Genomic DNA, 22,732 nt, shown 5'->3' with positions numbered 1-22,732 from the left:
ATGGCCATCGGCATCGCCGCCAACCGGCTTGAACTGCTGCAGATCGCCGACGCGGTCGCCCGCGAGAAGGGCATCGAGAAGGAAGTCGTCATCGAGGCGATCGAGGAGGCCCTGCAGAAGGCCGCTCGCGCTCGTTACGGCGCCGAGCACGACATCCGCGTCAAGATCGATCCGCGCACCGGCGAAACGACCCAGAAGCGCGTGATCGAAGTGGTCGGCGACGACCACGAGATGGAAGGCGAGATCGGCAAGGTCCAGATCACGCCGGCCAAGCGCACTTGGCGCGACGCCGAGATTGGCAAGGTCTACGAAGAAATCCTGCCGCCGTTCGAGATCGGCCGCGTGCAGACCCAGATGGCCCGCCAGGTCGTCATGCACAAGGTTCGCGAAGCCGAGCGCGAGCGCCAGTACGAAGAGTACAAGGACCGCTCGGGCGAGATCGTCAACGGCAGCGTCAAGCGCGTCGAATACGGCAACGTCATCGTCGACCTGGGCCGTGGCGAAGGCATCATGCGCCGCGACCAGTCGATCCCGCGCGAGAACTTCAACGTCGGCGACCGCATCCGCGCCTACATCTACGACGTCCGTCGCGAGACCAAGGGCCCGCAGATCATGCTGTCGCGCGCCCACGGCGGCTTCATGGCCAAGCTGTTCGCGCAGGAAGTGCCGGAAGTCTACGACGGCGTCATCGAGATCCGCGCCGTGGCCCGCGACCCGGGTTCGCGCGCCAAGATGGCCGTCATCTCCAACGACAGCTCGATCGACCCCGTCGGCGCCTGCGTCGGCATGCGCGGTTCGCGCGTGCAGGCGGTGGTCGCCGAGCTGCAGGGCGAGAAGATCGACATCATCCAGTGGTCGGAAGATGAAGCCACCTTCATCGTCAACGCCCTGGCTCCCGCCGAAGTCTCCAAGGTCGTCATGGACGAGGAAGACGAGCGCGTCGAAGTCGTGGTGCCGGACGAGCAGCTGTCGCTGGCCATCGGCCGCCGCGGCCAGAACGTCCGCCTCGCCTCGCAGCTGACCGGCTGGCAGATCGACATCATGACGGAAAGCCAGGAGAGCGAGCGCCGTCAGAAGCAGTTCGCCGAGGCCACCGCCCTGTTCCAGGAAGCCCTGGACGTCGACGAGGTCATCGCCCAGCTGCTGGTCACCGAAGGCTTCACTGCCGTCGAGGACGTGGCCTATGTCGAGCCGCACGAGATCGCCTCGATCGAAGGCTTCGACGAAGAGACCGCCGAAGAACTGCAGACCCGCGCCCGCGAATTCCTCGAGAAGGAAGCCGCCGCCCTCGACGCCAAGCGCGTCGAACTGGGCGTGGAGGACGCCCTGCTCGAGATCGAAGGCGTGACCCTGGCCATGGCCGTCGCCCTGGGCGAAGGCGACGTGAAGTCGGTCGAGGACCTCGCCGGTCTGGTGCCCGACGACATGCGCGGCTGGTTCGAGAGCAAGAACGGCGAGCGCGTGCGCGAGCCGGGCATCCTCGAGACCTTCAACCTGTCGCCCGACGACGCCGAAGCGCTGATCATGCGCGCCCGCATCGTCATGGGCTGGGTCGAGGCGCCGCCCGAGCCGGAATACGAAGAAGAGTTCGAAGGCGCTGAAGACGGCGCCGAAGAGCCCGGCGAGGCCGAAGCGACGGAAGGCGAAGAGGCTCCGGCCGAAGACGCCGAGCCCGCCGCCGCTGAAGAGCCGGCGCAAGACGAGCAGTAAGACGGATCGGCCCCTCCGGCCTTCGGAGGGGCCGCTTCCTTTCAGGATCCCATCAAGGACTTCATGACCGACCCGGCCGCATCCCAGGCGCCCAAGACCCACGCCGAAGCCAATCGCCTGCGCAAGGACGTCGTCCTGGGCGAGGCGGTCGACGAGGCGCGTCTGGTGCGGTTCGTGGCCGGTCCCGACGGCGTGGTCATCCCCGACGTGGCGCGCAAGCTGCCGGGGCGGGGCATGTGGGTGGCGGCCGACCGGGAGTCGATCGCCGCGGCGGTGAAGAAGAACGCCTTCTCCCGCTCGGCCAAGACCAAGCTTTCGGCCCCGGCCGACCTGGCCGACCAGGTGGAACGCCTCCTGGCCAAGCGGGTTCTGGACGGGCTGGGGCTTGCACGCCGCTCCGGCGGCATTATCTCCGGCTATGAAAAAGTTCTGGCGGCCCTGGCCTCGGGCAAGACCGCCTGGCTCATCGAAGCCGCCAACGGCGCCGACGACGGCCGCCGAAAGGTGTTTTCAGCCGCCCGCAGAGCGCCAAACACGCCCAGAATCCTCGGGATGTTCACATCCGACGAATTGGGTTTGGCCTTGGGCGGGGAGAATGTGATACACACGGCGCTCCTCGCGGGGCGGGGCACGGATCGCTGGACATTGGATGTCGAGCGGTTATCAGGCTTCCGTCCTCTCGCGCCGCCGGAATGGTCGGCGCGTCAAAGCGAAGAGACCTAGGCTTCAGGCGTCCTCGGATGACTTCATTCGGCGACGAAAAAAGCCTAGAACCTGAATGTTGGAGCAAGCCGCCCATGCGGTCTCGCTCTTGAGCGAAGGGCCGGGAAACGCGCTTCCGTATGGAGGTACGTCCAGGCCCCTTTCTCGTATGGATTGATCGGTTTTTGGGCCGGGAACCCGCCCGGCGGAAGTACAAGCGAGCGCATGAGCGACGAGAACGATAACGGTCGGCCTGGTTCCAACCCCGGTGGGCGAGCGCCCATCACCCTGAAGCCCCGCCAGGGCTCGGTGAGCGCCGGCGTTGTGAAGCAGAGCTTCAGCCACGGCCGGACAAAGACGGTGGTCGTCGAGACCAAGCGCACGCGTCCGCATGCGCCCGCCGCCGGCAACCTCGCCGCGCCGTCGCAGGCCGAGCGTCGTTACGACGCACCGCGTCCGCAAGGGCAAGGCGGTGGTGGCGGATCGTCGGCCGGCGGTCTGTCGCAGGACGAGATGCGTGCGCGTCAGCGCGCCATCGAGGCCGCTCGCGAATCCCAGGAGCGTCAGGCGTCCGAACGCCGCGCCGCCGAGGCCCGCGCCGCCGCCGAGGCGAACGCGGCTCGCGAAGCTGCTGCGAAGGCCGCCGCCGCAAAGGCCGCCGCTGAAGCCGCCGCCGCCAAGCCGGTCGCGCCGTCGGCGGCTGCTCCGGCAGCGCCGGCTCCCGTGGCTCAGGCCCCGGCGCCCGCGCCGACCCCGGCTCCGGCCGCGCCGGTCGCCGCCGCTCCGCGCGCCGAAGCCCCGCGCAGCGAGGGCCCTCGCCCCGCCGCCGGTTCGCCTGGCCAGACCCGCACCTATGAACCCAGCCGTGAGCGCCGCGACGACCGTCCGACGACCACGACCTACCGTCCGAGCCCGGGCGGCGAGCGTCCCCAAGGGGATCGCCCGCAAGGCGATCGTCCGCAGGGCGACCGCGCGTTCAACCAGCGCGCCCCGCGTCAGGATGGTCCCTACAATCAACGCGCCCCCCGTCAGGACGGCCCGTACAACCAGCGCGCTCCGCGTCCGGAAGGCGACCGCCCGCGCGGCCCGCGTCCGGAAGGCGGCGCCGGCGCCGGCGGCGGCTACCGTTCGGGCGGTGACCGTCCGCAGGGGGATCGTCCGCAAGGCGACCGCCCGCAGCAGACCGTCCGCTATTCGGCCCTGGCCCCGCGTCCGGCGCCCGGCGCCCGCACGGGTCCCGGCGGTCCGCCGCGCGGTCCGCGTCCCGGCGTGCCCGCCTCGGCTCCGGCGACCCCGGAAATCCAACGCGCCACCCGCTCGGCCCCGCGGCCCGGCGGCGGCCTGACCGATCGCCGTCCGGATGAGGATGACGATCGTCGCAAGAGCGCCGCGCCGAACAAGGCCGTGTCGCGCGCCAAGGGCGCTCCGCAGCGCCGCGAAGGTCGTCTGACCATCCAGGCCGTGGCCGGTGACGGTGATTCCGCCGATCGGATGCGTTCGCTCGCCTCGGTTCGCCGGGCTCGTGAGCGCGAGAAGGAAAAGCGTCGCGGCGGCGTGGCCGAACAGACCCGCGTTGCCCGTGAAGTCGTCATTCCCGACGTCATCACCGTGCAGGAGCTGTCCAACCGGATGGCCGTGCGCGGCGTCGAGATCATCAAGTTCCTGATGCGTCAGGGCGTGATGCTGAAGATCAACGATGTCATCGACAACGACACCGCCGAGCTGGTGGCGACCGAATTCGGTCACACCGTGCGCCGCGTGTCGGAAGCCGATGTCGAAGAAGGCTTCATCGGCGCCGAGGACCACGACGATCACCTGGAGGGTCGTCCTCCGGTCGTGACCATCATGGGCCACGTCGACCACGGCAAGACCAGCCTGCTCGACGCCCTTCGCGCCACCGACGTGGCCGCCGGCGAGCATGGCGGCATCACCCAGCACATCGGCGCCTATCAGGTTCGCCTGAAGGACGGCCAGCGCGTGACGTTCCTCGACACGCCCGGCCACGCCGCCTTCTCGGCGATGCGCGCCCGCGGCGCCAACATCACCGACATCGTGGTGCTGGTGGTGGCTGGTGACGACGGCGTCATGCCGCAGACGATCGAGGCGATCAAACACGCCAAGGCCGCTGACGTGCCGATCATCGTCGCCGTCAACAAGATGGACAAGCCGGGCTCGGATCCGACCCGCGTGGTCAACGAGCTGCTGCAGCACGAGATCGTCGTCGAAAGCCTGGGTGGCGACACCCAGATCATCGAAGTCTCGGCCAAGGCCCGCACGGGTCTGGACGACCTGCTCGACGCCATCCTGCTGCAGGCCGAAGTGCTCGACCTGAAGGCCAACCCCGACCGCACCGCCGACGGCGTGGTGATCGAGGCCAAGCTGGACAAGGGTCGCGGCGCGGTCTCCACCGTGCTGGTCAACCGCGGTACGCTGAAGCGTGGCGACATCGTCGTCGCCGGCGCCCAGTTCGGTCGGGTTCGCGCCCTGCTGAACGAGCGCAACGAGCAGCTGACCGAAGCAGGTCCCGCCACCCCGGTCGAGATCCTCGGCCTGGACGGCGTTCCCTCGCCCGGCGAAGCCTTCGCCGTGGTCGAGAACGAAGCCCGCGCCCGCGAGCTGACCGAGTACCGCATCCGCCAGAAGCGCGAGAAGACGATGGCCCCGGTGGGCGCCGGCGCTTCGATGGCCGACATGATGGCCAAGCTGCAGGACAAGAAGCTGAAAGAACTGCCGCTGGTCATCAAGGCCGACGTGCAGGGTTCGGCCGAAGCGATCATCGGCTCGTTGGACAAGATGTCGACCGACGAGGTCCGCGCGCGGATCATCCTGTCGGGCGCCGGCGCGATCAGCGAAAGCGACGTCATGCTGGCCAAGGGCGCCGGCGCGCCGGTCATCGGCTTCAACGTCCGGGCCTCGGCCCAGGCGCGAGCCCTGGCCGAACGCGAAGGCGTCGAGATCCGCTACTACGCGATCATCTACGACCTGCTGGACGACATCAAAGGCGTGCTCTCGGGCATGCTGGCCCCGATCCAGCGCGAAACCTTCCTCGGCAACGCGGAAGTCCTGCAGGCCTTCGACATCACGAAGATCGGCAAGGTCGCCGGCTGTAAGGTCACCGAAGGCGTGGTCCGCAAGGGCGCCAAGGTCCGGATCATCCGTCAGGACATCGTCGTGCTCGAACTCGGCACCCTGCAGACGCTCAAGCGCTTCAAGGACGAGGTCAACGAGGTTCCGGTCGGCCAGGAGTGCGGCATGATGTTCGCCGGCTTCCAGGACATCAAGGTCGGCGACACCATCGAGTGCTTCACCGTCGAGGAGATCAAGCGCCAGCTCGACTAGGAGCTTTCGCCAGATCGAAAATGCAGAGGGCGCGGTCCGCGAGGGCCGCGCCCTTTTGCTTGGCCTCTTCGCCGGTGCCGAGAGGCCGGCGATACGCGCCGGACTGGAATTCGCCGAAATTGGGCGCTAGCCCTGTGTCATGCGTATACGAGCCCTCCTCGCCCTGACCGCGGCCGCCGCGTCCTTGAGCGCCTGCGCCACCGCCGACCGCTATGACGCGGCCGGCGACGTGCACGCGCTGCTGACCTCGATCCGCAACAACGATCGAGCCGCCTTCGACAGCCTGGTCGACCACCAGGCGCTGAAGGGCGCGCTGGAGACCCGCATGGTCGAGGAGGCCCGCAAGTCGGGCCTGAAGGGCGGCTGGCAGGCCGCCGCCATCGCCCTGGCCGGTCCGGCCGCCGACTTCGCCGGCTCGGCCCTGATCCGCCCGGAAGTGTTCCGCGCCGCCGCCAACTACTACGGCTACACCCCCGACAAGCCGATCCCGGGCCGCATCGCCATCGCCTCGGCCCTGCGACCGGCCGGCGACGGCCGTGTCTGCGCCGCCAAGAAGGACGGCCCGTGCATGCTGACCTTCACCCGCGAGGGCGCGACCTGGCGACTGTCGGGTTTCGACGCCCAGGCCGTGAACCTGCAGCTCAAGCGATGAGGGCCGCGCTTTACGCCCTCCTGGCCTCCACGGCGCTTCTGGGCGCCCTGGCGGGGCCCGCAGAGGCCGCCGACCGCCGGATGTTCTCCTACGACCCGATCTCGCCCGACGCCAAGCGGCTGACCGGGGCGGGGCTGACCGTGCTGTTCGAGCAGAGCCTGCTGGGTGCGCGGCCGATCAAGGTGCTGGCCACCGGCGTGCCGGCCCAGGCCCTGTTGCGCAAGGGCGCCGAGAAAGACCTCGGCAAGGGCGGGCTTTCGGCCATGAGCGGCGTCGACACCGACGCGGCCCTGTTCGAGGTCAACGGCCAGGCCGAGCAGGGCAAGGTCTATGTCCGGGCCTTCTGCCCCGGCTCCAAGCGGCTGTGGCTGAGCTTCAGCCGCATCGCCGTGCGCCGCGACCTGCGCATCCAGGCCTTTGGCGACGATCCCAAGGCGCCGGACCAGGCGCGGTTGTGCGGCACGCTGGACTTCTCCTATCGCGGCGAATGGCGGCTGCCGAGCGGCGGCCCGCCGGACCCCAACGAGGAATGGACCGACAGCCTGAGCAGTCCGCGCCTCTAGGCCCGAAGGCGGGTTCCCTTGCGGCCGCCGGGCGGCTAGGTTGCCGCCATGCTCGAGATCGAACGCGGGCCGCGGCGCTTCTGGCGCCGCCGCTCCCTGGGACCGACCTGCCTCGTACGACGCGCCTGACCGCTAGGGATCAGGCCGGGCGCCCTTGCGCCCCATCGCGGCCACGCCGCTTCGACCGCACTACTCGACCCGATACTCGATCAAGAAAATCCGACCTCATGACCATCGACACCCAAGACCCGGCTGGCCAAGACTGGGCCGGGCGCTTTTCCGCGCGCATGGCCGGCATCCGCGCCAGCGAGATCCGCGAGCTGCTGAAGCTTCTGGAGCAGCCCGACATCCTGTCCTTCGCCGGCGGCATTCCTGACCCGGCCCTGTTCCCGGCCGAGACGATTCGCCAGGCCTATGGCGAGATCCTCGCCGACGGCGCCCAGGCCGCCCAGGCGCTGCAATACACCGTCAGCGAGGGCCATGGCCCGCTGCGCCGCTGGATCGCCGAGCGCATGACCCGCGACGGCATGCCGTGCGAGCCCGACAACGTGCTGCTGACCGCCGGCTCGCAGCAGGCGCTGGACCTGCTGGGCAAGCTGTTCCTCGATCCTGGCGCGACGGTGATGGTGGCCCGGCCGACCTATCTGGGCGCCCTGCAGGCCTTCAACGCCTATCAGCCGGCCTATCTCGACCTGCCCGACGGCGCGCTGAGCGGCGATGCGGCGGCTCAGGAGGTCGTGGAGGCCCGCGCGCCGCGCCTGGGCTACTTCGTCCCCGACTTCGCCAATCCCACCGGCGTCAGCCTGACCCTGGCCGAGCGCGAGGCCCTGCTGGATCTGGCGCAGGCTCAGGACTTCCCGCTCATCGAGGACGCGGCCTATCGCGAGCTGCGCTTCGGCGGCGAGGCCATCCCCTCGCTGCTGGCCCTCGACATCGCCCGCAACGGTTCGATAGAGGCGGCGCGCACCCTGTTCTGCGGCACCCTGTCCAAGACCCTGTCGCCGGCCCTGCGCATCGGGTGGATCTGCGGCCCCAAGGCGGCGATCGAGAAGCTGGTCCTGCTCAAGCAGGGCGGCGACCTGCACGTCTCGACCATCAACCAGATAGTCGCCCACCGCGTGGTCTCCGAAGGCTACGACCAGCACCTGGGACGCCTGCGGGCGGCCTATGGCGGCCAGGCGCGCGCCATGCTGGCGGCGCTGGAGCGCCACATGCCCAAGAGCGTCTCCTGGATCTCGCCCGAGGGCGGCATGTTCGTCTGGCTGACCCTGCCCGAGGGGATCGACGGCAAGACCCTGCTGGAGCGGGCCCTGGTCGAGGCCCGCGTGGCCTTCGTGCCCGGCGCGCCGTTCTTCGCCGAGGCTCCGGCGCAGAACACCCTGCGCCTCAGCTATTCGCTGCTGCCGCCGGAGCAGATCGAAGAAGGCGTGCGGCGCTTGGCCGCGCTGATCGAGGGCTGAGATTTGCCGTCCTTCTCCCCTTACGGGAGAAGGTGGCCGCCGAAGGCGGTCGGATGAGGGGTCGAAAGGCTTGTCCGCCGCGAAGGCGGATCGGCTTGGGTGAGGCGGCTCAGATCTGAGAGACCCCTCATCCGTCATCCTGCGGATGACACCTTCTCCCGCAAGGGGAGAAGGGCCCCTGCGGAAATGGAAACGGCCGCTCCCTTTAGGGAAGCGGCCGTCTTGGTGGAGCTAAGCGGAGTCGAACCGCTGACCTCTTGAATGCCATTCAAGCGCTCTACCAGCTGAGCTATAGCCCCGAGGCGCTTCGAAAAGGCCTTGGTCTCCCGGGTGGTCGCCCCGGGAAGGCGCGGAACCTATGACGGTCGATCTTGCGGATCAACCCCCATCCAACAGGCTGGGCGCAAGTTTTCAGGAAGGGTCCGGAAATGGAAACGGCCGCTCCCTTTAGGGAAGCGGCCGTCTTGGTGGAGCTAAGCGGAGTCGAACCGCTGACCTCTTGAATGCCATTCAAGCGCTCTACCAGCTGAGCTATAGCCCCAAGGTTCGAAAGAAAGTCGCGAAGACTGTCTCTTGAATTCCTTAGTCTCTTCGACGGTTCCGAGTGCCTGTCCCCCGAAGAGGCGCGGAACCTATGCCGAGGATTTTCCGGGATCAACCCCCTCGGCGCACTTTTTTTCGGGGTGCGACGAAACGCTGTGGAGAACCCGAAAACCCGGGGTCGGATCGCTCCGACCCCGGCGCATTCGATCTTACCGGTCGTCGTCGTCGCCGTCCGGGAGACCTTCGATCTCGTCGCCGAGATCGTCGTCGTCGTCCTCGTCCTCCAGGAACGGAACGTCGTCGGCTTCGTCTTCGGCCAGGTCTTCGTCCTCGGCGAAGTCGACGCCCAGGTCGTCGCCGCCCGGGGCCGGAGCCGCCGTCGGATCGCCGTCCTCGTCATCGGTCTCGACGACGTCGGCCTCGACGGCCTCGTCGATTTCCGGGGTCTCGTCGACCTCGTCCTCGAAGCCGTCCGGCTCCTTGGGCGCGACGACTTCCTTCTCGTCCTCGGCGTCATAGTCCGGCGTGATGGCGCGGGCGCGCACACGGCGGGACTTCAGCGCCTCTTCCGGATCGAACTGCTCACCACATTTGGGGCAGACGGCCGGACGGCGGTTGAGGTCGTAGAACTTCGACTGGCAGCTGGGGCAGATTTGTTTTGCGCCCAAGTCGGGATTTGCCAAGGTGGCGACCCTTTGATCCTGATGGGAAAAGCGGCGGCTGACTTGCCATGACGAAGGGCCGCTGTCAAAAGCAAACCCCTTCGCGAAACACCTATGTTGCAAGGAGCCGGTTTCGGCATGACGACGGCTGGATTGAAGAGCACCCCCGGCGGAGCCCTTCGCGGTACGGTTCGGGCGCCTGGCGACAAGTCCATTTCGCACCGTTCGATGATCCTCGGGGCCCTGGCGACAGGGACCACCACGATCGAAGGGCTGCTGGAAGGCGACGACGTCCTGGCCACGGCCCGGGCGATGCAGGCCTTTGGCGCGCGCGTCGAACAGGAAGGCGTCGGCCGCTGGCGCGTCGAGGGCAAGGGCGGCTTCGCCGAGCCTTCCGACGTGGTCGACTGCGGCAACGCCGGCACCGGCGTGCGCCTGATCATGGGCGCGGCGGCGGGCTTTGCGATGTGCGCAACCTTCACCGGCGACAGCAGCCTGCGTGGCCGCCCCATGGGCCGGGTGCTGGATCCGCTGGCCCGCATGGGCGCGACCTGGCTCGGCCGCGACAAGGGCCGCCTGCCCCTGACCCTGAAGGGCGGGAGCCTGCGCGGCCTCGTCTACACCCTGCCCATGGCCTCGGCCCAGGTGAAGTCGGCCGTGCTGCTGGCCGGCCTGCACGCCGAGGGCGGCGTCGAGGTGATCGAGCCGGAAGCCACCCGCGACCACACCGAGCGCATGCTGCGCGCCTTCGGCGCCGAAGTGATCGTCGAGGATAAAAACAACGTCCGCCACGTGCGTCTGCCGGAAGGGCAGAAGCTGAAGGGCACGCACGTGCAGGTGCCGGGCGATCCGTCCTCAGCCGCCTTCCCGCTGGTCGCGGCCCTGATCGTCCCAGGCTCGGAAGTGACCGTCGAGGGCGTGATGCTCAACGTGCTGCGCACGGGCCTCTTCACGACGCTGCAGGAGATGGGCGCGGACCTGGTGATCTCGAACGTCCGCGTCGAGAGCGGCGAGGAGGTCGGCGACATCACCGCCCGCCACTCGCAGCTGAAGGGCGTGGTCGTGCCGCCCGAACGCGCTCCGGCGATGATCGACGAATATCCGATCCTGGCCGTGGCCGCTGCCTTCGCCGACGGGCCGACCGTCATGCGCGGCATCGGCGAGATGCGGGTCAAGGAAAGCGACCGCATCGCCCTGACCGCGGCGGGCCTGACGGCCTGCGGCGTCACCGTCGAGGAAGAGCCCGAGGGCATGACCGTGGTTGGGACCAAGGGCGGCAACCACCCGGTGCGCGGCGGCGGCAAGGTGATCACCCACGGCGATCACCGCATCGCCATGAGCCACCTGATCCTCGGCATGGCGGCCCAGGAGCCGGTCGAGATCGACGAGCCGGGCATGATCGCCACCAGCTTCCCCGGCTTCGTGTCGCTGATGACGGGCCTGGGCGGCTCGATCGTCGAGGCCTGATCCCATGGGCTTCGTGATCGCCGTCGACGGCCCCGCCGCGTCCGGCAAGGGCACCATCGCCTCGCGCCTGGCCGCCCATTATGGCCTGCCGATGCTGGACACCGGCCTGCTGTATCGGGCGGTCGGGGTGAGGCTGCTGGACGCCGGCGGCGATCTCGACGACGCCGCGGCCGCCGAGGTCTCGGCCCGGGGTCTGGATCTGGCCGAACTGGAACGCCCCGAGGTGCGCACCCGCGCCGCCGGCGAGGCCGCCAGCCGCGTGGCCGTCCACCCCGGCGTGCGCGCGGCCCTGTTCGACCTGCAGCGGGCTTTCGCCGGCCAAGAGGGTGGGGCGGTGCTGGACGGGCGCGACATCGGCACGGTGATCGCCCCCGAAGCGCCGGCCAAGCTCTACGTCACGGCCAGCCCCGAAGTCCGCGCCGATCGCCGCTGGAAACAGCTGACCGGCCAGGGCGAAACCGTCTCGTTCGAAGAGATCCTGGCCGACATCCGCAAGCGCGACGAGCGCGACGGCGGCCGCAAGGACGCGCCCATGGCCCAGGCCGAGGACGCGACCTTGCTTGATACGTCGGAAATGACTATACCCCTGGCCTTCGATGCGGCTCTCCGCATCGTCGAGACGGCGCGCGCCCGGTGGGGAAACCCCAAGGGCTAATCTAACGCCCGCCTCGCCGCCGCTTTGGAAGCGCCGGATCGCATCAAAAATCATTTCACCCGGAATCCCGAGAACCGTCGTCTGGACGGCGCTCACCCAAGGGCTTCCCACAACCCAGAGACCAAAGATCAGCATGGCTGACGACATGAGCTTCAACCCCACGCGCGACGATTTCGAAGCGCTCCTCAACGACTCCATGGGCGGCCGCGACTTCGCGGAAGGCTCCGTGGTCAAGGGTATCGTCGTTGGGATCGAGAAGGACTTCGCGATCATCGACGTCGGTCTGAAGACCGAAGGCCGCGTCCAGCTGAAGGAATTCGGCGTCGACGAGAACGGCAAGGCGACCATCAAGACCGGCGATACCGTCGAAGTCTTCCTCGAGCGCCTCGAGAACGCCATGGGCGAAGCGGTCATCAGCCGCGAAAAGGCCAAGCGCGAAGAAGCCTGGACCCGCCTGGAAGGTGTCTACGCCAAGAACGAACCCGTCATGGGCGCGATCGTCGGTCGCGTTAAGGGCGGCTTCACCGTCGACCTCGGCGGCGCCTCGGCCTTCCTGCCGGGCTCGCAAGTCGACATCCGTCCGGTGCGCGACGTCGGCCCGCTCATGGGCAAGGAACAGCCCTTCGCCATCCTCAAGATGGACCGTCCGCGCGGCAACATCGTCGTCTCGCGTCGCGCCATCCTGGAAGAAGCCCGCGCCGAGCAGCGCACCGAACTGGTGTCGCAGCTGCAAGAGGGTGAAATCCGCGAAGGCGTCGTCAAGAACATCACCGACTACGGTGCGTTCGTCGACCTGGGCGGCATCGACGGCCTGCTGCACGTCACCGACATGAGCTGGAAGCGCGTCAACCACCCGAGCCAAGTGCTCGCCGTGGGCGACACCGTGAAGGTCCAGATCGTCAAGATCAACCCGGACACCCAGCGCATCTCGCTCGGCATGAAGCAGCTGCAGTCGGATCCGTGGGACGGCGTCGAAGCCAAGTACCCGGTCGGCGCCAAGTTCACCGGCCGCATCACCAACATCACCGACTACGGCGCCTTCGTGGAGCTGGAAGCCGGCGTTGAAGGCCTGGTGCACGTGTCGGAAATGTCGTGGACCAAGAAGAACGTCCACCCCGGCAAGATCGTCTCGACCTCGCAGGAAGTCGACGTCGTGGTCCTGGACGTCGATCCGTCCAAGCGCCGCGTCTCGCTGGGCCTGAAGCAAGCCCTGGCCAACCCGTGGGAAGCCTTCGTCGAGGCTCACCCGATCGGTTCGACCGTCGAAGGCGAAGTCAAGAACGCGACCGAATTCGGTCTGTTCGTCGGCCTCGATAACGACATCGACGGCATGGTGCACCTGTCGGACATCGACTGGAGCGTCGCTGGCGAAGAAGCCATGGCGCGCTTCAAGAAGGGCGACCTGGTCAAGGCCAAGGTGCTCGACGTTGACATCGAGAAGGAACGCATCTCGCTGGGCATCAAGCAGCTGGCCGGCGACCCGATGTCGGGCGACACCTTCCGCAAGAGCCAGACCGTGACCGTCACCGTCACGGAAGTCACCTCGGGCGGCATCGAAGTCCGCTTCGGTGAAGACGACGCCCCGATGACCGCCTTCATCCGCAAGTCGGACCTGTCGCGCGATCGTCAGGAACAGCGCCCCGAGCGCTTCGCCGTGGGTGACCGCGTCGACGCTCAGATCACCAACGTGGACAAGGCCGCGCGCCGCGTCTCGCTGTCGATCAAGTCGCTGGAAATGGCCGAAGAAAAGGAAGCCATCGAGCAGTTCGGCTCGTCGGACTCCGGCGCTTCGCTGGGCGACATCCTCGGCGCCGCCCTGCGCGAGCGGGCCACCCCGAAGGAATAGGCTTCAGCCTCACGGCTTTAGCTGAAAGACAGGCGGCGGCCGGAGTGATCCGGCCGCCGTTTTTCTTTTGCGTGCAGACTTGGCTATGCGCCCTGAGATTGTATGGTCGCGCTTGTAGGCGTAGCGGTGCGGGGGCGTCATGTTCAGGATTACGGCGTTTGCGGCGTCCGCGCTGGTCGCGGCCGCCCTGTGGGCGGGTCCGTTGGTCGGTCAGGCCGCGGCGGCCGACGCCCCGCTTTACGCGCCTCCCGCCAAGTGGGTCGATATCGCGCCGATCCCCGCGGTCGCGCCCGGGCCCGAAGCGCCCATTGTCCAGCGGCTGCTCGACGACAACCAGAGCCGGCTCGATCGCTCTGGCGCGACCTACTACAACCGTCGGGTCTCGCGTATCGTGAAGCCCGAGGGTCTGTCCGCTGCCGGGTCGTTCTCTCTGGCCTGGAGCCCGACCCACGAGCGCGTCACGCTGCACACCCTGGCCATCCACCGGGGCGACCAGGTCATCGACCTGCTGCAGGGCGGCAAGGACGTGCTGGTGATCCGCCGCGAAACCAATCTGGAACGGGCCGCGCTCGACGGGCGGCTGACCGCCAGCATCCAGGTCAAGGACCTGCGGGTCGGCGACGTGATCGACTGGGCCTACACCATCGAACGCAGCGAGCCGCTGCTCGACAATCGCGTCCACGATTTCGAGCGCATGGGCTGGGCCGGCAAGGTCGGTCGCTATCGCGTGCGCCTGGAATGGTCGCGGGACACGCCGGTGACCTGGAAGGCCTCAGCGGGCTTTCCCCAGCCCGTCGTCGCCAAGGTCGGCGACGTTACGCGCCTGAGCGTCGATGTGACCGATATCGAGACGCCGAGGCGCCCCGCCGGCGCTCCGATCCGCTTCCAGCGGGTGGGCGAGCTGCAGGCCTCCACCTATGCCGACTGGGCGGAGCTGTCGCGGCGAATGGCCCCGCTCTACGCCAAGGCCGCCGAGCTGGCGCCGGCCTCGCCGGTGCGCGCCGAGGCCGCCCGCATCGCCGGCCAGAGCCAGGATCCCAAGGTTCGGGCGTTCGCCGCCCTTCAGTTGGTCGAGGACAAGATCCGCTACCTGGCGCTCAGCATGGGCGACGGCGGCTACCAGCCCGCCCCGGCCGACGAGACCTGGACCCGGCGCTTTGGCGACTGCAAGGCCAAGACCGTCCTGCTGCTGGCCCTGCTGCGGGAGCTGGGCGTCGAGGCCGAGCCGACCCTGGTCCACGCGAGCGGCGGCGACGGCCTGGACGAGCGCGTGCCCGCCGCGGCGCAGTTCAACCACGTCATCGTGCGCGCCCGCATCGGCGGCAAGAGCTACTGGCTCGACGGCGTGCGTTCGGGCGACCGGGGCGGCCTCGACCGGCTGCGCCCGCCGTCGTTCCAGTGGGCTTTGCCGCTGAGGACCGCGGGCGCGGATCTGGAGCCGATCGACCTGCCGCCGCTTGCCGAGGCGTCGAACGAAACCCTCTTCCGCCTGGATGTGTCCGGCGGCCTCGACAAGCCGGCGCCGGTGCGTTTCGACCTGGTGATGCGCGATGAAACGGCGCGCGGCTTCAGTCGCATTCTGGAGGCCGCGCCCCGCGCCGAGGCCGAAACGATGTTGAAGGAGGGCGTCACCAAGACCCGTAGCTGGATCACCCTCGATACCGTCCAGTGGGCGCGCGACGACGACGGGGTTCTGCGCGTGACCATGACGGGAACCGCCACGCCCGAATGGCGGCTGAACGACGACCTTGGCGTTCGGGAGTTCCGTCTCGATCCGCCCGAGCTCCAGTCCGCCTTTCCCCGCCGCGAGAAAGGTCCCAACGACGACGCGCCCTACGCCCTGCGCTATCCCTTCTACAGCCGCTCGCTGGTCGAGGTGGTGCTGCCGGCCAAGGGCGAGGGCTTCAGCGTCAAGGGCGGGGCCGGCGACGACACCGCCACCGGCGCCCGGGTGACGAAGTCGAGCCGCATCGTCGATGGTGTGGCGCGGTTCGAGATCGTCACCCGCGTCGAGGCGCGTGAACTGCCGCTCGCCTCTGTCGAGGCCGCCAACGCCGCCATTCGCAAGGCCGCCGCCGAAACGCGGATCGTCCGGGCGCCGAAGGGTCTCTAGGAATTGATCGCAACCTTTTCCTTGAAGATTGCGGTGGGCTTGGGCAAAGGTCGCGGCGCGCCGCTCCCTCGGCGCAGGGGATATCGATGATCAAGTCTGAACTTATCGCCAGGCTCGCGAACGAAAACCCGCACCTGACGCAGAAGGATGTCGAGCGCGTCGTGGGCGTGATCCTCGAGCGCATGATCGGCGCGCTCGAAAGCGGCGGCCGCGTGGAACTGCGCGGCTTCGGGGCCCTGTCGGTCCGTTCGCGCCCGGCCCGCGCCGGCCGTAACCCGCGCACCGGCGAGACCGTCGACGTCCGCGCCAAGCACGTTCCGTTCTTCAAGAGCGGCAAGGAACTGCGCGCGCGCCTGAACGCCGAGTAGTCGGCTTCCCGACTCTCTTGCCCGCCTATCGCTTGCCCAGGGCGGCGAACCGGCTCAGCCTTTCGGCGTTCCGGTAAGCCCCGGGAGCAGGCGCGAGGAAGAGCGTATGAGCATCGTCAAGGAATTCCGCGAGTTCATCGCCCGCGGCAACGTCATCGACCTAGCCGTCGGCGTGATCATCGGCGCGGCCTTCAACGGCATCGTGAAAAGCCTGGTCGACCAGGTGATCATGCCGCCGATTGGCCTGCTGACCGGCGGTCTCGACTTCTCGAAGCTGGAATGGGTGCTGCGGGCCGAGGATCCGGCCACCGAGGCGGTCGAGAAGGTCGCGATCCAGTACGGCGCCTTCATCAACACCCTGATCCAGTTCTTCATCGTCGCGGCCGTGGTCTTCCTGCTGGTCAAGCTGGTCAACCAGATCCGCCGCGCCGACGCTGCCGACCCGGCTCCCGCCGCTCCGCCGGCCCCGACCCCGGAAGAAAAGCTGCTGACCGAGATCCGCGACCTGCTGGCCACGCCGGCGGTGGCGGCAGTGGCTCAGGCGGTCGAGAAGCCCGCGCCGGCCGCGAAGGCGCCCGCCGCGCCGAAGACGACCGCGGCCAAGAAGCCTGCGGCCCCGCGCAAGCCGAAGGCCTGAGCCCTCTCCCCTTGCGGGAGAGGGTGGCCTCCCGAAGGGAGGTCGGGTGAGGGGTCTCTCAAAAATCAGACGCCGCGACAGCCTGGCCGCCGTCGCGGCGTTTTTCGTCGGTGCGACCCCTCATCCGGCGCGTCGCGCCACCTTCTCCCGCAAGGGGAGAAGGGGAAATCAGAAATCCACCGCGACGCCCTTGCGCTCCCAGTCGCCGAAGCGCGTGGGCTCGAGGCCTTGGCGGCCGCCTTGTTCGGGCGGCAGCGCTGCGGCCGCCTCAGCCTCGCGGCGGGCGGCGGCTTCTTCCAGGGCGCGGCGGGCGGCGGGGCTGAGATCCTTGCCGGGCGCGGCGCCGAGACGGGCCAGTTCGGGGTCTTCAGGCGCGGAAACGGGGGATGAAAGGTCGTCGGACATGCGCTTTCATAGCACGTGAGCGTCGATCAAACATCCAAGGGGCTTGCGCTCGGGCTCATTGCGGGGCACGGCGGGGCGGTGACTCAGGAATTGAACGACGGCCTTCCCGCTCGGGAAGCGGCCCTCGCCCTACTCGACGCGGCCCTTTCGCGCCGCGGCGGCCTCGACGAGGCCGCGACGACCAACGCTTTCCGCGCCCTGGAGCCGCGAGAGCGCGCCTTCGCGCGCGCCTTGGCCATGGCCGCCCTGCGCCGTCTGGGACCCGTGGACCGCGTGCTCGCCGCCAAGCTCAGCAAGGAGCCGCCGCCGCGCGTGCGCAACCTGCTGCGGCTGGGCGCGACCCAGGCCTTCTTCCTCGACGTGCCGGCCTTCGCCGCCGTCGCAACGACCGTCGAGCTGGCCGGCGCCAACAAGACCAGCCGTCCGTTCAAGGGCCTGGTCAATGCGGTGCTGCGCGGCCTGCTGCGCGACGGCCCGCCCGCCGACGATCCGGCCGCCCTGGTGCCGCCGTGGCTCTACGCCCGCTGGACCGGCGCCTGGGGCCAGGACGACGCCCGCGCCCTTGCCGCCGTGGTCGCCGAGGAGCCGGCCACCGACCTGTCGCTGAAGCCTGGAACCGACGTCGCGGCCCTGGCCGAACTGATCGAGGCCGACGTCCTGCCGGGCGACACCCTGCGCACCCGCCGTCGCGGCGACGTGGCCGCCTGGCCCGCCTTCGAGGACGGGACCTGGTGGGTGCAGGACGCCGCCGCCGCCATCCCGGCCCGCCTGCTGGACGCCAAGCCGGGCGAAACCGCCGTCGACCTCTGCGCCGCCCCTGGCGGCAAGACTCTGCAACTGGCCGGAACCGGCGCCGCCGTCGTCGCCGTCGACCGCTCGGCCTCGCGCCTCAAGCGGGTCAGCGAGAACCTGGCGCGGATCGGCCTGACCGCCGAGGTGGTCGCCGCCGACGCCGCGACCTGGGCCGACGAGCGGACCTTCGACGCCGTGCTGCTGGACGCCCCGTGCTCGGCCACCGGCACCTTCCGCCGTCACCCCGACGTGCTGTGGGCCGCCCGGCCTGGCGACATCGCCAGCCTGGCGACCGTGCAGTCGGCCCTGCTCGACAGCGCCGCCCAGCGCACCGCCCCCGGCGGCCGCATGGTCTATTGCGTCTGCTCGCTGGAGCCGGAGGAGGGGGAGGCCCAGGTCGAGGCCTTCCTGACCCGCCATCCGGAGTTCTCGCTGTCGCCGATCGCGGCCGGCGAGGGCGGCGCCCCCGAGGCCAGCCTGACCCCGCGCGGAACCCTGCGCCTGCTGCCGCACCATCGCGAAGGCGGCCAGGACGGCTTCTTCGCGGCCCGCTTCGTCAAGGCCGCATAAGGCTGCAACTCAACCGCTCGCTTGTGGCGCGAGCCTTTGCCCGGTAAGCCAGGAACACCATGACCGCGCCGATCATCGCTCCGTCGATCCTCGCCTCCGACTTCGCCAAGTTGGGCGCCGAAGTCGCCGCCATCGAGGCGGCCGGCGCCGACTGGGTGCATGTCGACGTCATGGACGGCCATTTCGTGCCGAACATCACGCTCGGCCCCGACATCGTCAAAGCCATCCGGCCGCACGCCAAGATCCCGTTCGACGTGCACCTGATGATCAGCCCGGCCGATCCGTATCTGGAAGCCTTCCGCGAGGCCGGCGCCGACATCATCAGCATCCACCCGGAAGCCGGCCCGCACCTGCACCGCTCGCTCAAGCGCATCCGCCAGCTGGGCGCCAAGGCCGGGGTGGTGTTCAACCCCTCGACCAGCCTCGACCACGTTGAATGGATCCTGGAGGACGTCGACCTGGTGCTGGTCATGTCGGTCAACCCCGGCTTCGGCGGCCAGAGCTTCATTCCCGGCCAGCTGCGCAAGGTCGAAGCCCTGCGCAAGCTGATCGACGCCCAGGGCCTGGACGTCATCGTCGAGGTCGACGGCGGGGTGACCCCGGTCACCGCGCCCCAGTGCGTCGCCGCCGGCGCCACGGCCCTGGTGGCCGGCTCGGCGGTGTTCAAGGGCGGTCCGGACGCCTACGCCGCCAATATCCGCGCCCTCAAAGGGGACTGACGCCACCGCATGAACGGCGCGCCCGACACGCCCTCCGCTTCCAAGGCCGCCGGGCGTCCGAACGGACGTTCCCCGGGGCGTCCTTTGCGGCGCGGCGTGGTGCTGGCGCGATCGATCGCCGCCTCGGCCCGCGCCGGGTTCGAGCGCGAGTGGTTCGGCTCGCCGCCGCATCGGGCGCTGATCTCCAATCCCAAGCCGGTCGGTCTTGCGGCCCGGCCGCACGATCCCCGTCCGGTCGACGCCCATCGCGGCCGCCAGCTGCTCGACGGGGTCCTCACGCTGCATGACGAGAGCCTGCGGGTCGGGGCCGAAGGCGATCCCTTCGACACCCCCAGCCCCTCGCGCGCCTTCGCCATCGCCCTGCACCGCTTCGATTGGTTGCCGAACCTGCTGGCCCAGGGGCCCGAGGGCGCGCGCCGGGCTCTGCGCCTGATCCAGGACTGGCGGCGGGTGTTTGGAACCTGGAACCAGTTTTCGTGGTCGGGCGAATGCCTGGAGCGACGCACCTTTCACCTGGCCTGCGCCGCAAAGACGCTTTCGCCGGGCGCGTCGGACGCCGAGGCGACCGCCCTGGCCCTCGACATCGCCCGCGGCGCCCGCCAGCTGCTGAAGGCCTCGGACGCCCCCGACCGCGTGCTCGAACGGGCGGTGGTGGTGACGATCGCCGGCACGGCCCTGGTCGGCAAGGCCAGCGACCGGCTGATGGGCGAGGGGCTGCGACGCGTGCAGCGCGAGCTCGACACGATCGTCCTGGCCGACGGCGGCCACGCGTCGCGCTCGCCCGAGGCCGGGCTGGAACTTCTGTTCGACCTGCTGACCCTCGATGACGCCCTGGGCCAGCGCGGCCGGCCGACGCCCGAGGCGATGAGCCGGGCCATCGACCGGCTGTCGTCGGGCGCGCGCTTCTTCACCCTCGCCGACGGCCGGCTGGCGGCCTTCCATGGCGGCGAGGCGATCGAGCAGCCCCGCATCGCCGCAGCCCTCGCCCATGACGACCACGGCCCGCAGCCGCCGATGGACATGCCCCACGCCGGCTTCCAGAAGATGCAGGGCGGCACGATCCAGGTGATGGCCGACGCCGGCGCACCGCCCGTCGGCGCGCTGAGCCGCTCGGCCTGCGCCCAGCCGGCGGCCCTGGAGATCATCTGCGGCAAGGACCGGCTGATCACCTCCAGCGGCTGGAGCCCCGAGGCCGCCAACGCCCAGGCGTTCCGGCTGTCCGACGCCGCCTCGACCGTGTCGGTGGGCGACGGCTCGGCCGGCCGGCCTTTGTCGGGCTTCCGAGCGACGGCCCTCGGCCCTTGGCTGGTGGACGGCGCGACCAGCGTCGAATCCCGCCGCCACGACGGCGAGCAGGGCGTCTGGCTCGACATCGTCCATGACGGCTGGCGGCGTCTGGGCCTCAAGCACGCCCGCCGCCTGTTCCTCGACCTCGCCGCCGACGAACTGCGGGGCGAGGACAGCCTGATCCCGATGGCCGAGGCCAAGGCCGACGGCCCGCGTCGCTACCACCCCTTCAAGATCAGCTTCCACCTGCATCCCGACGCCCGCGCCTCCCTGGCGCGCGACGGCAAGAGCGTGCTGATCAAGGGCCCGTCCAACATCGGCTGGTGGCTGCGCAACGATGCTCCCGACGTGTCGGTGCTGGCGGCTCCCCATTTCGACCACGGCCATGCCCGGCAGGCCGGGGTGATCGTGCTCAAGAGCCAGGTCCGCGCCGAGAAGGGCGCCAAGATCCGCTGGAAGCTGGCGCGCGCGGCGGATCACTAAACTGCCCCTCTCCCCACGGGAGAGGTTTTCCTAAGGCTGCTTCAATCCAGCGACCGCCCCTTCGTCTCCGGCAGCAGGAACAGCGTCGTCAGCACGCTGATCAGGGTGAAGACCACCGGGTACCAGAGCCCCGCATAGATATCCCCCACCGCCGCGACGATGGCGAAGGCGCTGAACGGCACGAAGCCGCCGATCCAGCCCGTGCCGATGTGGTAGGGCAGCGACAGGGCCGTGTAGCGCACCTTCGTCGGGAACAGCTCCACGAGCGCCGCGGCCAGCGGGCCATAGAGGGCCGTGGCTCCGATCACGAACACCAGCAGGACGCCGAACACGCCCCAGAGGTTGATGCGGGCCCGGTCCGCGACGGTCGGATAGCCGGCCTTGGCCAGCGCCGCCTTGATCGCCGCTTCGCCGGCGGCCTTTACGGCCTTGGCCTCCTGCGGGGGCAGGCCCTTGGCGCTTTTCGAGACGATGCGCGTCTCGCCGATCTGGACGACGGCCGGCGAACCCACCGGGCCGGCCTGGTTGGCGTAGGAGACGCCGGCGTTGGCCAGGCTGCTCTTGGCGATGTCGCAGGACGAGACGAAGGCGGCCTTGCCGATGGGGTCGAACTGCAGGGCGCAGTCGCCGGGATCGGCCGTGACGCTGACCGGTGCCCGGGCCGAGGCCTCGGCCAGGGCCGGGTTGGCGGCGCGCTCCAGCAGATGGAAGCCGGGGAAATAGAAGACCAGGGCCAGGGTCATGCCGCCCAGCATCACCGGCTTGCGGCCGATCCGGTCCGACAGGGCGCCGAACACCACGTAGAGCACCGCGCTGACCGCCGCGGCCGCCATCATCAGGCCGTTGATGGTGGCGGGCGCGACCTTCAGGAACTTTTCCATGAAGGTCTGGATGTAGAAGAAGGTCGTGTACCAGACCGCCCCTTGGGCCGACATGACGGCGAAGAAGGCCAGCAGCACGAGCTTAAGGTTCTTCCATTGGCCGAAGGCTTCGGCGTAGGGCGCCTTGGACGCGGCGCCCTCTTCCTTCATGCGGGCGAAGGTCGGGCTTTCGCTGAGCTTGAGGCGCATCCAGACCGAGACCGCCAGCAGGCCGATCGAAACGGCGAACGGGATGCGCCAGCCCCAGGCGTCGAAGGCTTCGGGGCCGACGAGGGCGCCCAGCAGCCAGCGGGTCGCCAGGATGACGAGCAGCGCCGCGAACAGGCCCAGGGACGCCGAACTCTGCACCCACGAGGTCGCCCGGCCGCGCTGGCCGGCCGGCGAGTGCTCGGCGACGTAGATCGCCGCCCCGCCGTACTCGCCGCCCAGGGCGAAGCCCTGCACGCAGCGCAGGATGATCAGCAGGATCGGGGCGATGATCCCCGCCTGCTTGAAGGTGGGCAGCAGGGCGATGGCGAAGGTCGCGCCGCCCATCAGCAGCACGGTGGCCAGAAACGCGCCCTTGCGGCCGGCCTGGTCGCCGATCTTGCCGAAGACGAGCGCGCCGAGCGGCCGGAACGCGAAGCCGACCCCGAACAGCGCCAGGGCGGCGACATAGCCGGCGGTGTCGGACAGGCCCGTGAAGAAGGTCTTGGAGATGACCTGGGCCAGGCTGCCGAAGATGAAGAAGTCGTACCACTCGAAGGCCGTGCCGGCCGACGAGGCCGCCACCACGGTGCGCATCGAGGCGCCGTCTCCGCGACCTTGGCCGCCCGTCGTTTCCGTCATTCGGAAATCCCCCTAATTGCCTGGAGGATTAGCCTGGAACGCCGCGTCGT

At 69.4% G+C, this 22,732-nt stretch carries 17 protein-coding genes, 2 tRNA genes and 1 pseudogene; 15 read left to right on the top strand and 5 right to left on the bottom strand.

Annotated elements, in window-relative coordinates:
• From nusA to I4Q42_RS06745, 6 genes are all read left to right on the top strand, one after another.
• The gene (gene nusA, locus I4Q42_RS06770; protein ID WP_198575301.1) at nt 1-1,710 is read left to right on the top strand and encodes a transcription termination factor NusA; all 1,710 of its coding nucleotides are present in this window, start codon (nt 1-3) and stop codon (nt 1,708-1,710) included.
• Between the two features lie 63 nt (nt 1,711-1,773).
• Nucleotides 1,774-2,433 (top strand): RNA-binding protein, encoded by a 660-nt coding sequence (locus I4Q42_RS06765; protein ID WP_198575300.1) that lies wholly within the window; start codon nt 1,774-1,776, stop codon nt 2,431-2,433.
• A gap of 204 nt (nt 2,434-2,637) precedes the next feature.
• On the top strand, nt 2,638-5,751 hold the full coding sequence (infB, locus tag I4Q42_RS06760; RefSeq protein ID WP_198575299.1) for a translation initiation factor IF-2: 3,114 nt from the start codon (nt 2,638-2,640) through the stop codon (nt 5,749-5,751).
• Nucleotides 5,752-5,890: 139 nt separating this feature from the next.
• Nucleotides 5,891-6,403 carry a DUF2939 domain-containing protein gene (locus I4Q42_RS06755; RefSeq protein WP_198575298.1) on the top strand — a complete coding sequence of 171 codons (513 nt, stop codon included), beginning with the start codon at nt 5,891-5,893 and terminating at the stop codon, nt 6,401-6,403.
• Nucleotides 6,400-6,966, top strand: a complete 567-nt coding sequence (locus I4Q42_RS06750; RefSeq protein WP_198575297.1) for a hypothetical protein — start codon at nt 6,400-6,402, stop codon at nt 6,964-6,966. Before I4Q42_RS06755 ends, I4Q42_RS06750 begins: the two co-directional genes overlap by 4 nt.
• Nucleotides 6,967-7,193: 227 nt before the next feature.
• Complete coding sequence (locus I4Q42_RS06745; protein ID WP_198575296.1) at nt 7,194-8,426, top strand: aminotransferase-like domain-containing protein; 1,233 nt, start codon at nt 7,194-7,196, stop codon at nt 8,424-8,426.
• Nucleotides 8,427-8,649: 223 nt separating this feature from the next.
• Here the strand turns inward: I4Q42_RS06745 and I4Q42_RS06740 are convergent.
• The 3 genes from I4Q42_RS06740 to I4Q42_RS06730 all read right to left on the bottom strand — a co-directional run bounded on the left by I4Q42_RS06740 (nt 8,650) and on the right by I4Q42_RS06730 (nt 9,652).
• Nucleotides 8,650-8,725, bottom strand: a tRNA-Ala gene (locus tag I4Q42_RS06740).
• Nucleotides 8,726-8,891: 166 nt separating this feature from the next.
• Nucleotides 8,892-8,967: transfer RNA gene (locus tag I4Q42_RS06735), tRNA-Ala, on the bottom strand.
• Nucleotides 8,968-9,178: 211 nt separating this feature from the next.
• Nucleotides 9,179-9,652 carry a TIGR02300 family protein gene (locus I4Q42_RS06730; RefSeq protein ID WP_198575295.1) on the bottom strand — a complete coding sequence of 158 codons (474 nt, stop codon included), beginning with the start codon at nt 9,650-9,652 and terminating at the stop codon, nt 9,179-9,181.
• Nucleotides 9,653-9,769: 117 nt separating this feature from the next.
• Between I4Q42_RS06730 and aroA the strand changes: the two genes are divergently transcribed.
• From aroA to mscL, 6 genes and pseudogenes are all read left to right on the top strand, one after another.
• Nucleotides 9,770-11,098: a 3-phosphoshikimate 1-carboxyvinyltransferase gene (gene aroA / locus I4Q42_RS06725; RefSeq protein ID WP_198575294.1), complete on the top strand. Its 1,329-nt coding sequence runs from the start codon at nt 9,770-9,772 to the stop codon at nt 11,096-11,098.
• Nucleotides 11,099-11,102: 4 nt separating this feature from the next.
• Entirely contained in the window at nt 11,103-11,753 is a 651-nt protein-coding gene (gene cmk, locus I4Q42_RS06720; RefSeq protein WP_198575293.1) for a (d)CMP kinase, read from the top strand.
• 133 nt (nt 11,754-11,886) lie between these two features.
• Nucleotides 11,887-13,599, top strand: a complete 1,713-nt coding sequence (rpsA, locus tag I4Q42_RS06715; protein ID WP_198575292.1) for a 30S ribosomal protein S1 — start codon at nt 11,887-11,889, stop codon at nt 13,597-13,599.
• Between the two features lie 139 nt (nt 13,600-13,738).
• Entirely contained in the window at nt 13,739-15,712 is a 1,974-nt protein-coding gene (locus tag I4Q42_RS06710; RefSeq protein WP_198575291.1) for a DUF3857 domain-containing protein, read from the top strand.
• Between the two features lie 86 nt (nt 15,713-15,798).
• Nucleotides 15,799-16,080: an integration host factor subunit beta gene (locus I4Q42_RS06705; RefSeq protein ID WP_198575290.1), complete on the top strand. Its 282-nt coding sequence runs from the start codon at nt 15,799-15,801 to the stop codon at nt 16,078-16,080.
• 106 nt (nt 16,081-16,186) lie between these two features.
• Nucleotides 16,187-16,594: pseudogene (gene mscL, locus I4Q42_RS06700) on the top strand (large-conductance mechanosensitive channel protein MscL); the annotation flags it as partial.
• A 291-nt stretch (nt 16,595-16,885) separates the two neighbouring features.
• On the opposite strand, the gene I4Q42_RS06695 reads toward mscL, so the two are convergent.
• Nucleotides 16,886-17,122 carry a DUF1674 domain-containing protein gene (locus I4Q42_RS06695; RefSeq protein WP_198575289.1) on the bottom strand — a complete coding sequence of 79 codons (237 nt, stop codon included), beginning with the start codon at nt 17,120-17,122 and terminating at the stop codon, nt 16,886-16,888.
• 78 nt (nt 17,123-17,200) lie between these two features.
• Here I4Q42_RS06695 and I4Q42_RS06690 point away from each other — a divergent pair, with 78 nt between their 5' ends.
• Genes I4Q42_RS06690 through I4Q42_RS06680 form a run of 3 tightly spaced genes read left to right on the top strand, consistent with a single transcriptional unit; the run spans nt 17,201 to nt 20,973 of the window.
• Nucleotides 17,201-18,484 carry an RsmB/NOP family class I SAM-dependent RNA methyltransferase gene (locus tag I4Q42_RS06690; RefSeq protein ID WP_198575288.1) on the top strand — a complete coding sequence of 428 codons (1,284 nt, stop codon included), beginning with the start codon at nt 17,201-17,203 and terminating at the stop codon, nt 18,482-18,484.
• A gap of 59 nt (nt 18,485-18,543) precedes the next feature.
• Nucleotides 18,544-19,203, top strand: a complete 660-nt coding sequence (gene rpe / locus I4Q42_RS06685) for a ribulose-phosphate 3-epimerase (RefSeq protein ID WP_198575287.1) — start codon at nt 18,544-18,546, stop codon at nt 19,201-19,203.
• A gap of 9 nt (nt 19,204-19,212) precedes the next feature.
• On the top strand, nt 19,213-20,973 hold the full coding sequence (locus tag I4Q42_RS06680; protein ID WP_198575286.1) for a heparinase II/III family protein: 1,761 nt from the start codon (nt 19,213-19,215) through the stop codon (nt 20,971-20,973).
• A 41-nt stretch (nt 20,974-21,014) separates the two neighbouring features.
• Here the strand turns inward: I4Q42_RS06680 and I4Q42_RS06675 are convergent, their stop codons facing one another.
• Nucleotides 21,015-22,682, bottom strand: coding sequence for an MFS transporter (locus tag I4Q42_RS06675; RefSeq protein WP_198575285.1), 1,668 nt, complete (start codon nt 22,680-22,682; stop codon nt 21,015-21,017).
• Nucleotides 22,683-22,732: the final 50 nt, after the last annotated feature.

This window comes from Caulobacter hibisci (assembly GCF_016135805.1).
In the GTDB taxonomy this organism is placed as follows: domain Bacteria; phylum Pseudomonadota; class Alphaproteobacteria; order Caulobacterales; family Caulobacteraceae; genus Caulobacter; species Caulobacter hibisci.
Note: the sequence above shows the minus strand (reverse complement) of the source record. Positions and strands in the feature narration are given on the sequence as shown.

What these genes read in the sequence shown, in the direction of transcription:
- cmk (WP_198575293.1), top strand. Translation starts at nt 11,103, where the DNA reads ATGGGCTTCGTGATCGCCGTCGACGGCCCCGCCGCGTCCGGCAAGGGC.
- I4Q42_RS06765 (WP_198575300.1), top strand. Translation starts at nt 1,774, where the DNA reads ATGACCGACCCGGCCGCATCCCAGGCGCCCAAGACCCACGCCGAAGCC.
- aroA (WP_198575294.1), top strand. Translation starts at nt 9,770, where the DNA reads ATGACGACGGCTGGATTGAAGAGCACCCCCGGCGGAGCCCTTCGCGGT.
- I4Q42_RS06705 (WP_198575290.1), top strand. Translation starts at nt 15,799, where the DNA reads ATGATCAAGTCTGAACTTATCGCCAGGCTCGCGAACGAAAACCCGCAC.
- I4Q42_RS06750 (WP_198575297.1), top strand. Translation starts at nt 6,400, where the DNA reads ATGAGGGCCGCGCTTTACGCCCTCCTGGCCTCCACGGCGCTTCTGGGC.
- I4Q42_RS06680 (WP_198575286.1), top strand. Translation starts at nt 19,213, where the DNA reads ATGAACGGCGCGCCCGACACGCCCTCCGCTTCCAAGGCCGCCGGGCGT.
- nusA (WP_198575301.1), top strand. Translation starts at nt 1, where the DNA reads ATGGCCATCGGCATCGCCGCCAACCGGCTTGAACTGCTGCAGATCGCC.
- rpsA (WP_198575292.1), top strand. Translation starts at nt 11,887, where the DNA reads ATGGCTGACGACATGAGCTTCAACCCCACGCGCGACGATTTCGAAGCG.
- I4Q42_RS06745 (WP_198575296.1), top strand. Translation starts at nt 7,194, where the DNA reads ATGACCATCGACACCCAAGACCCGGCTGGCCAAGACTGGGCCGGGCGC.
- I4Q42_RS06695 (WP_198575289.1), bottom strand. Translation starts at nt 17,122, where the DNA reads ATGTCCGACGACCTTTCATCCCCCGTTTCCGCGCCTGAAGACCCCGAA.
- rpe (WP_198575287.1), top strand. Translation starts at nt 18,544, where the DNA reads ATGACCGCGCCGATCATCGCTCCGTCGATCCTCGCCTCCGACTTCGCC.
- I4Q42_RS06710 (WP_198575291.1), top strand. Translation starts at nt 13,739, where the DNA reads ATGTTCAGGATTACGGCGTTTGCGGCGTCCGCGCTGGTCGCGGCCGCC.
- I4Q42_RS06675 (WP_198575285.1), bottom strand. Translation starts at nt 22,682, where the DNA reads ATGACGGAAACGACGGGCGGCCAAGGTCGCGGAGACGGCGCCTCGATG.
- infB (WP_198575299.1), top strand. Translation starts at nt 2,638, where the DNA reads ATGAGCGACGAGAACGATAACGGTCGGCCTGGTTCCAACCCCGGTGGG.
- I4Q42_RS06755 (WP_198575298.1), top strand. Translation starts at nt 5,891, where the DNA reads ATGCGTATACGAGCCCTCCTCGCCCTGACCGCGGCCGCCGCGTCCTTG.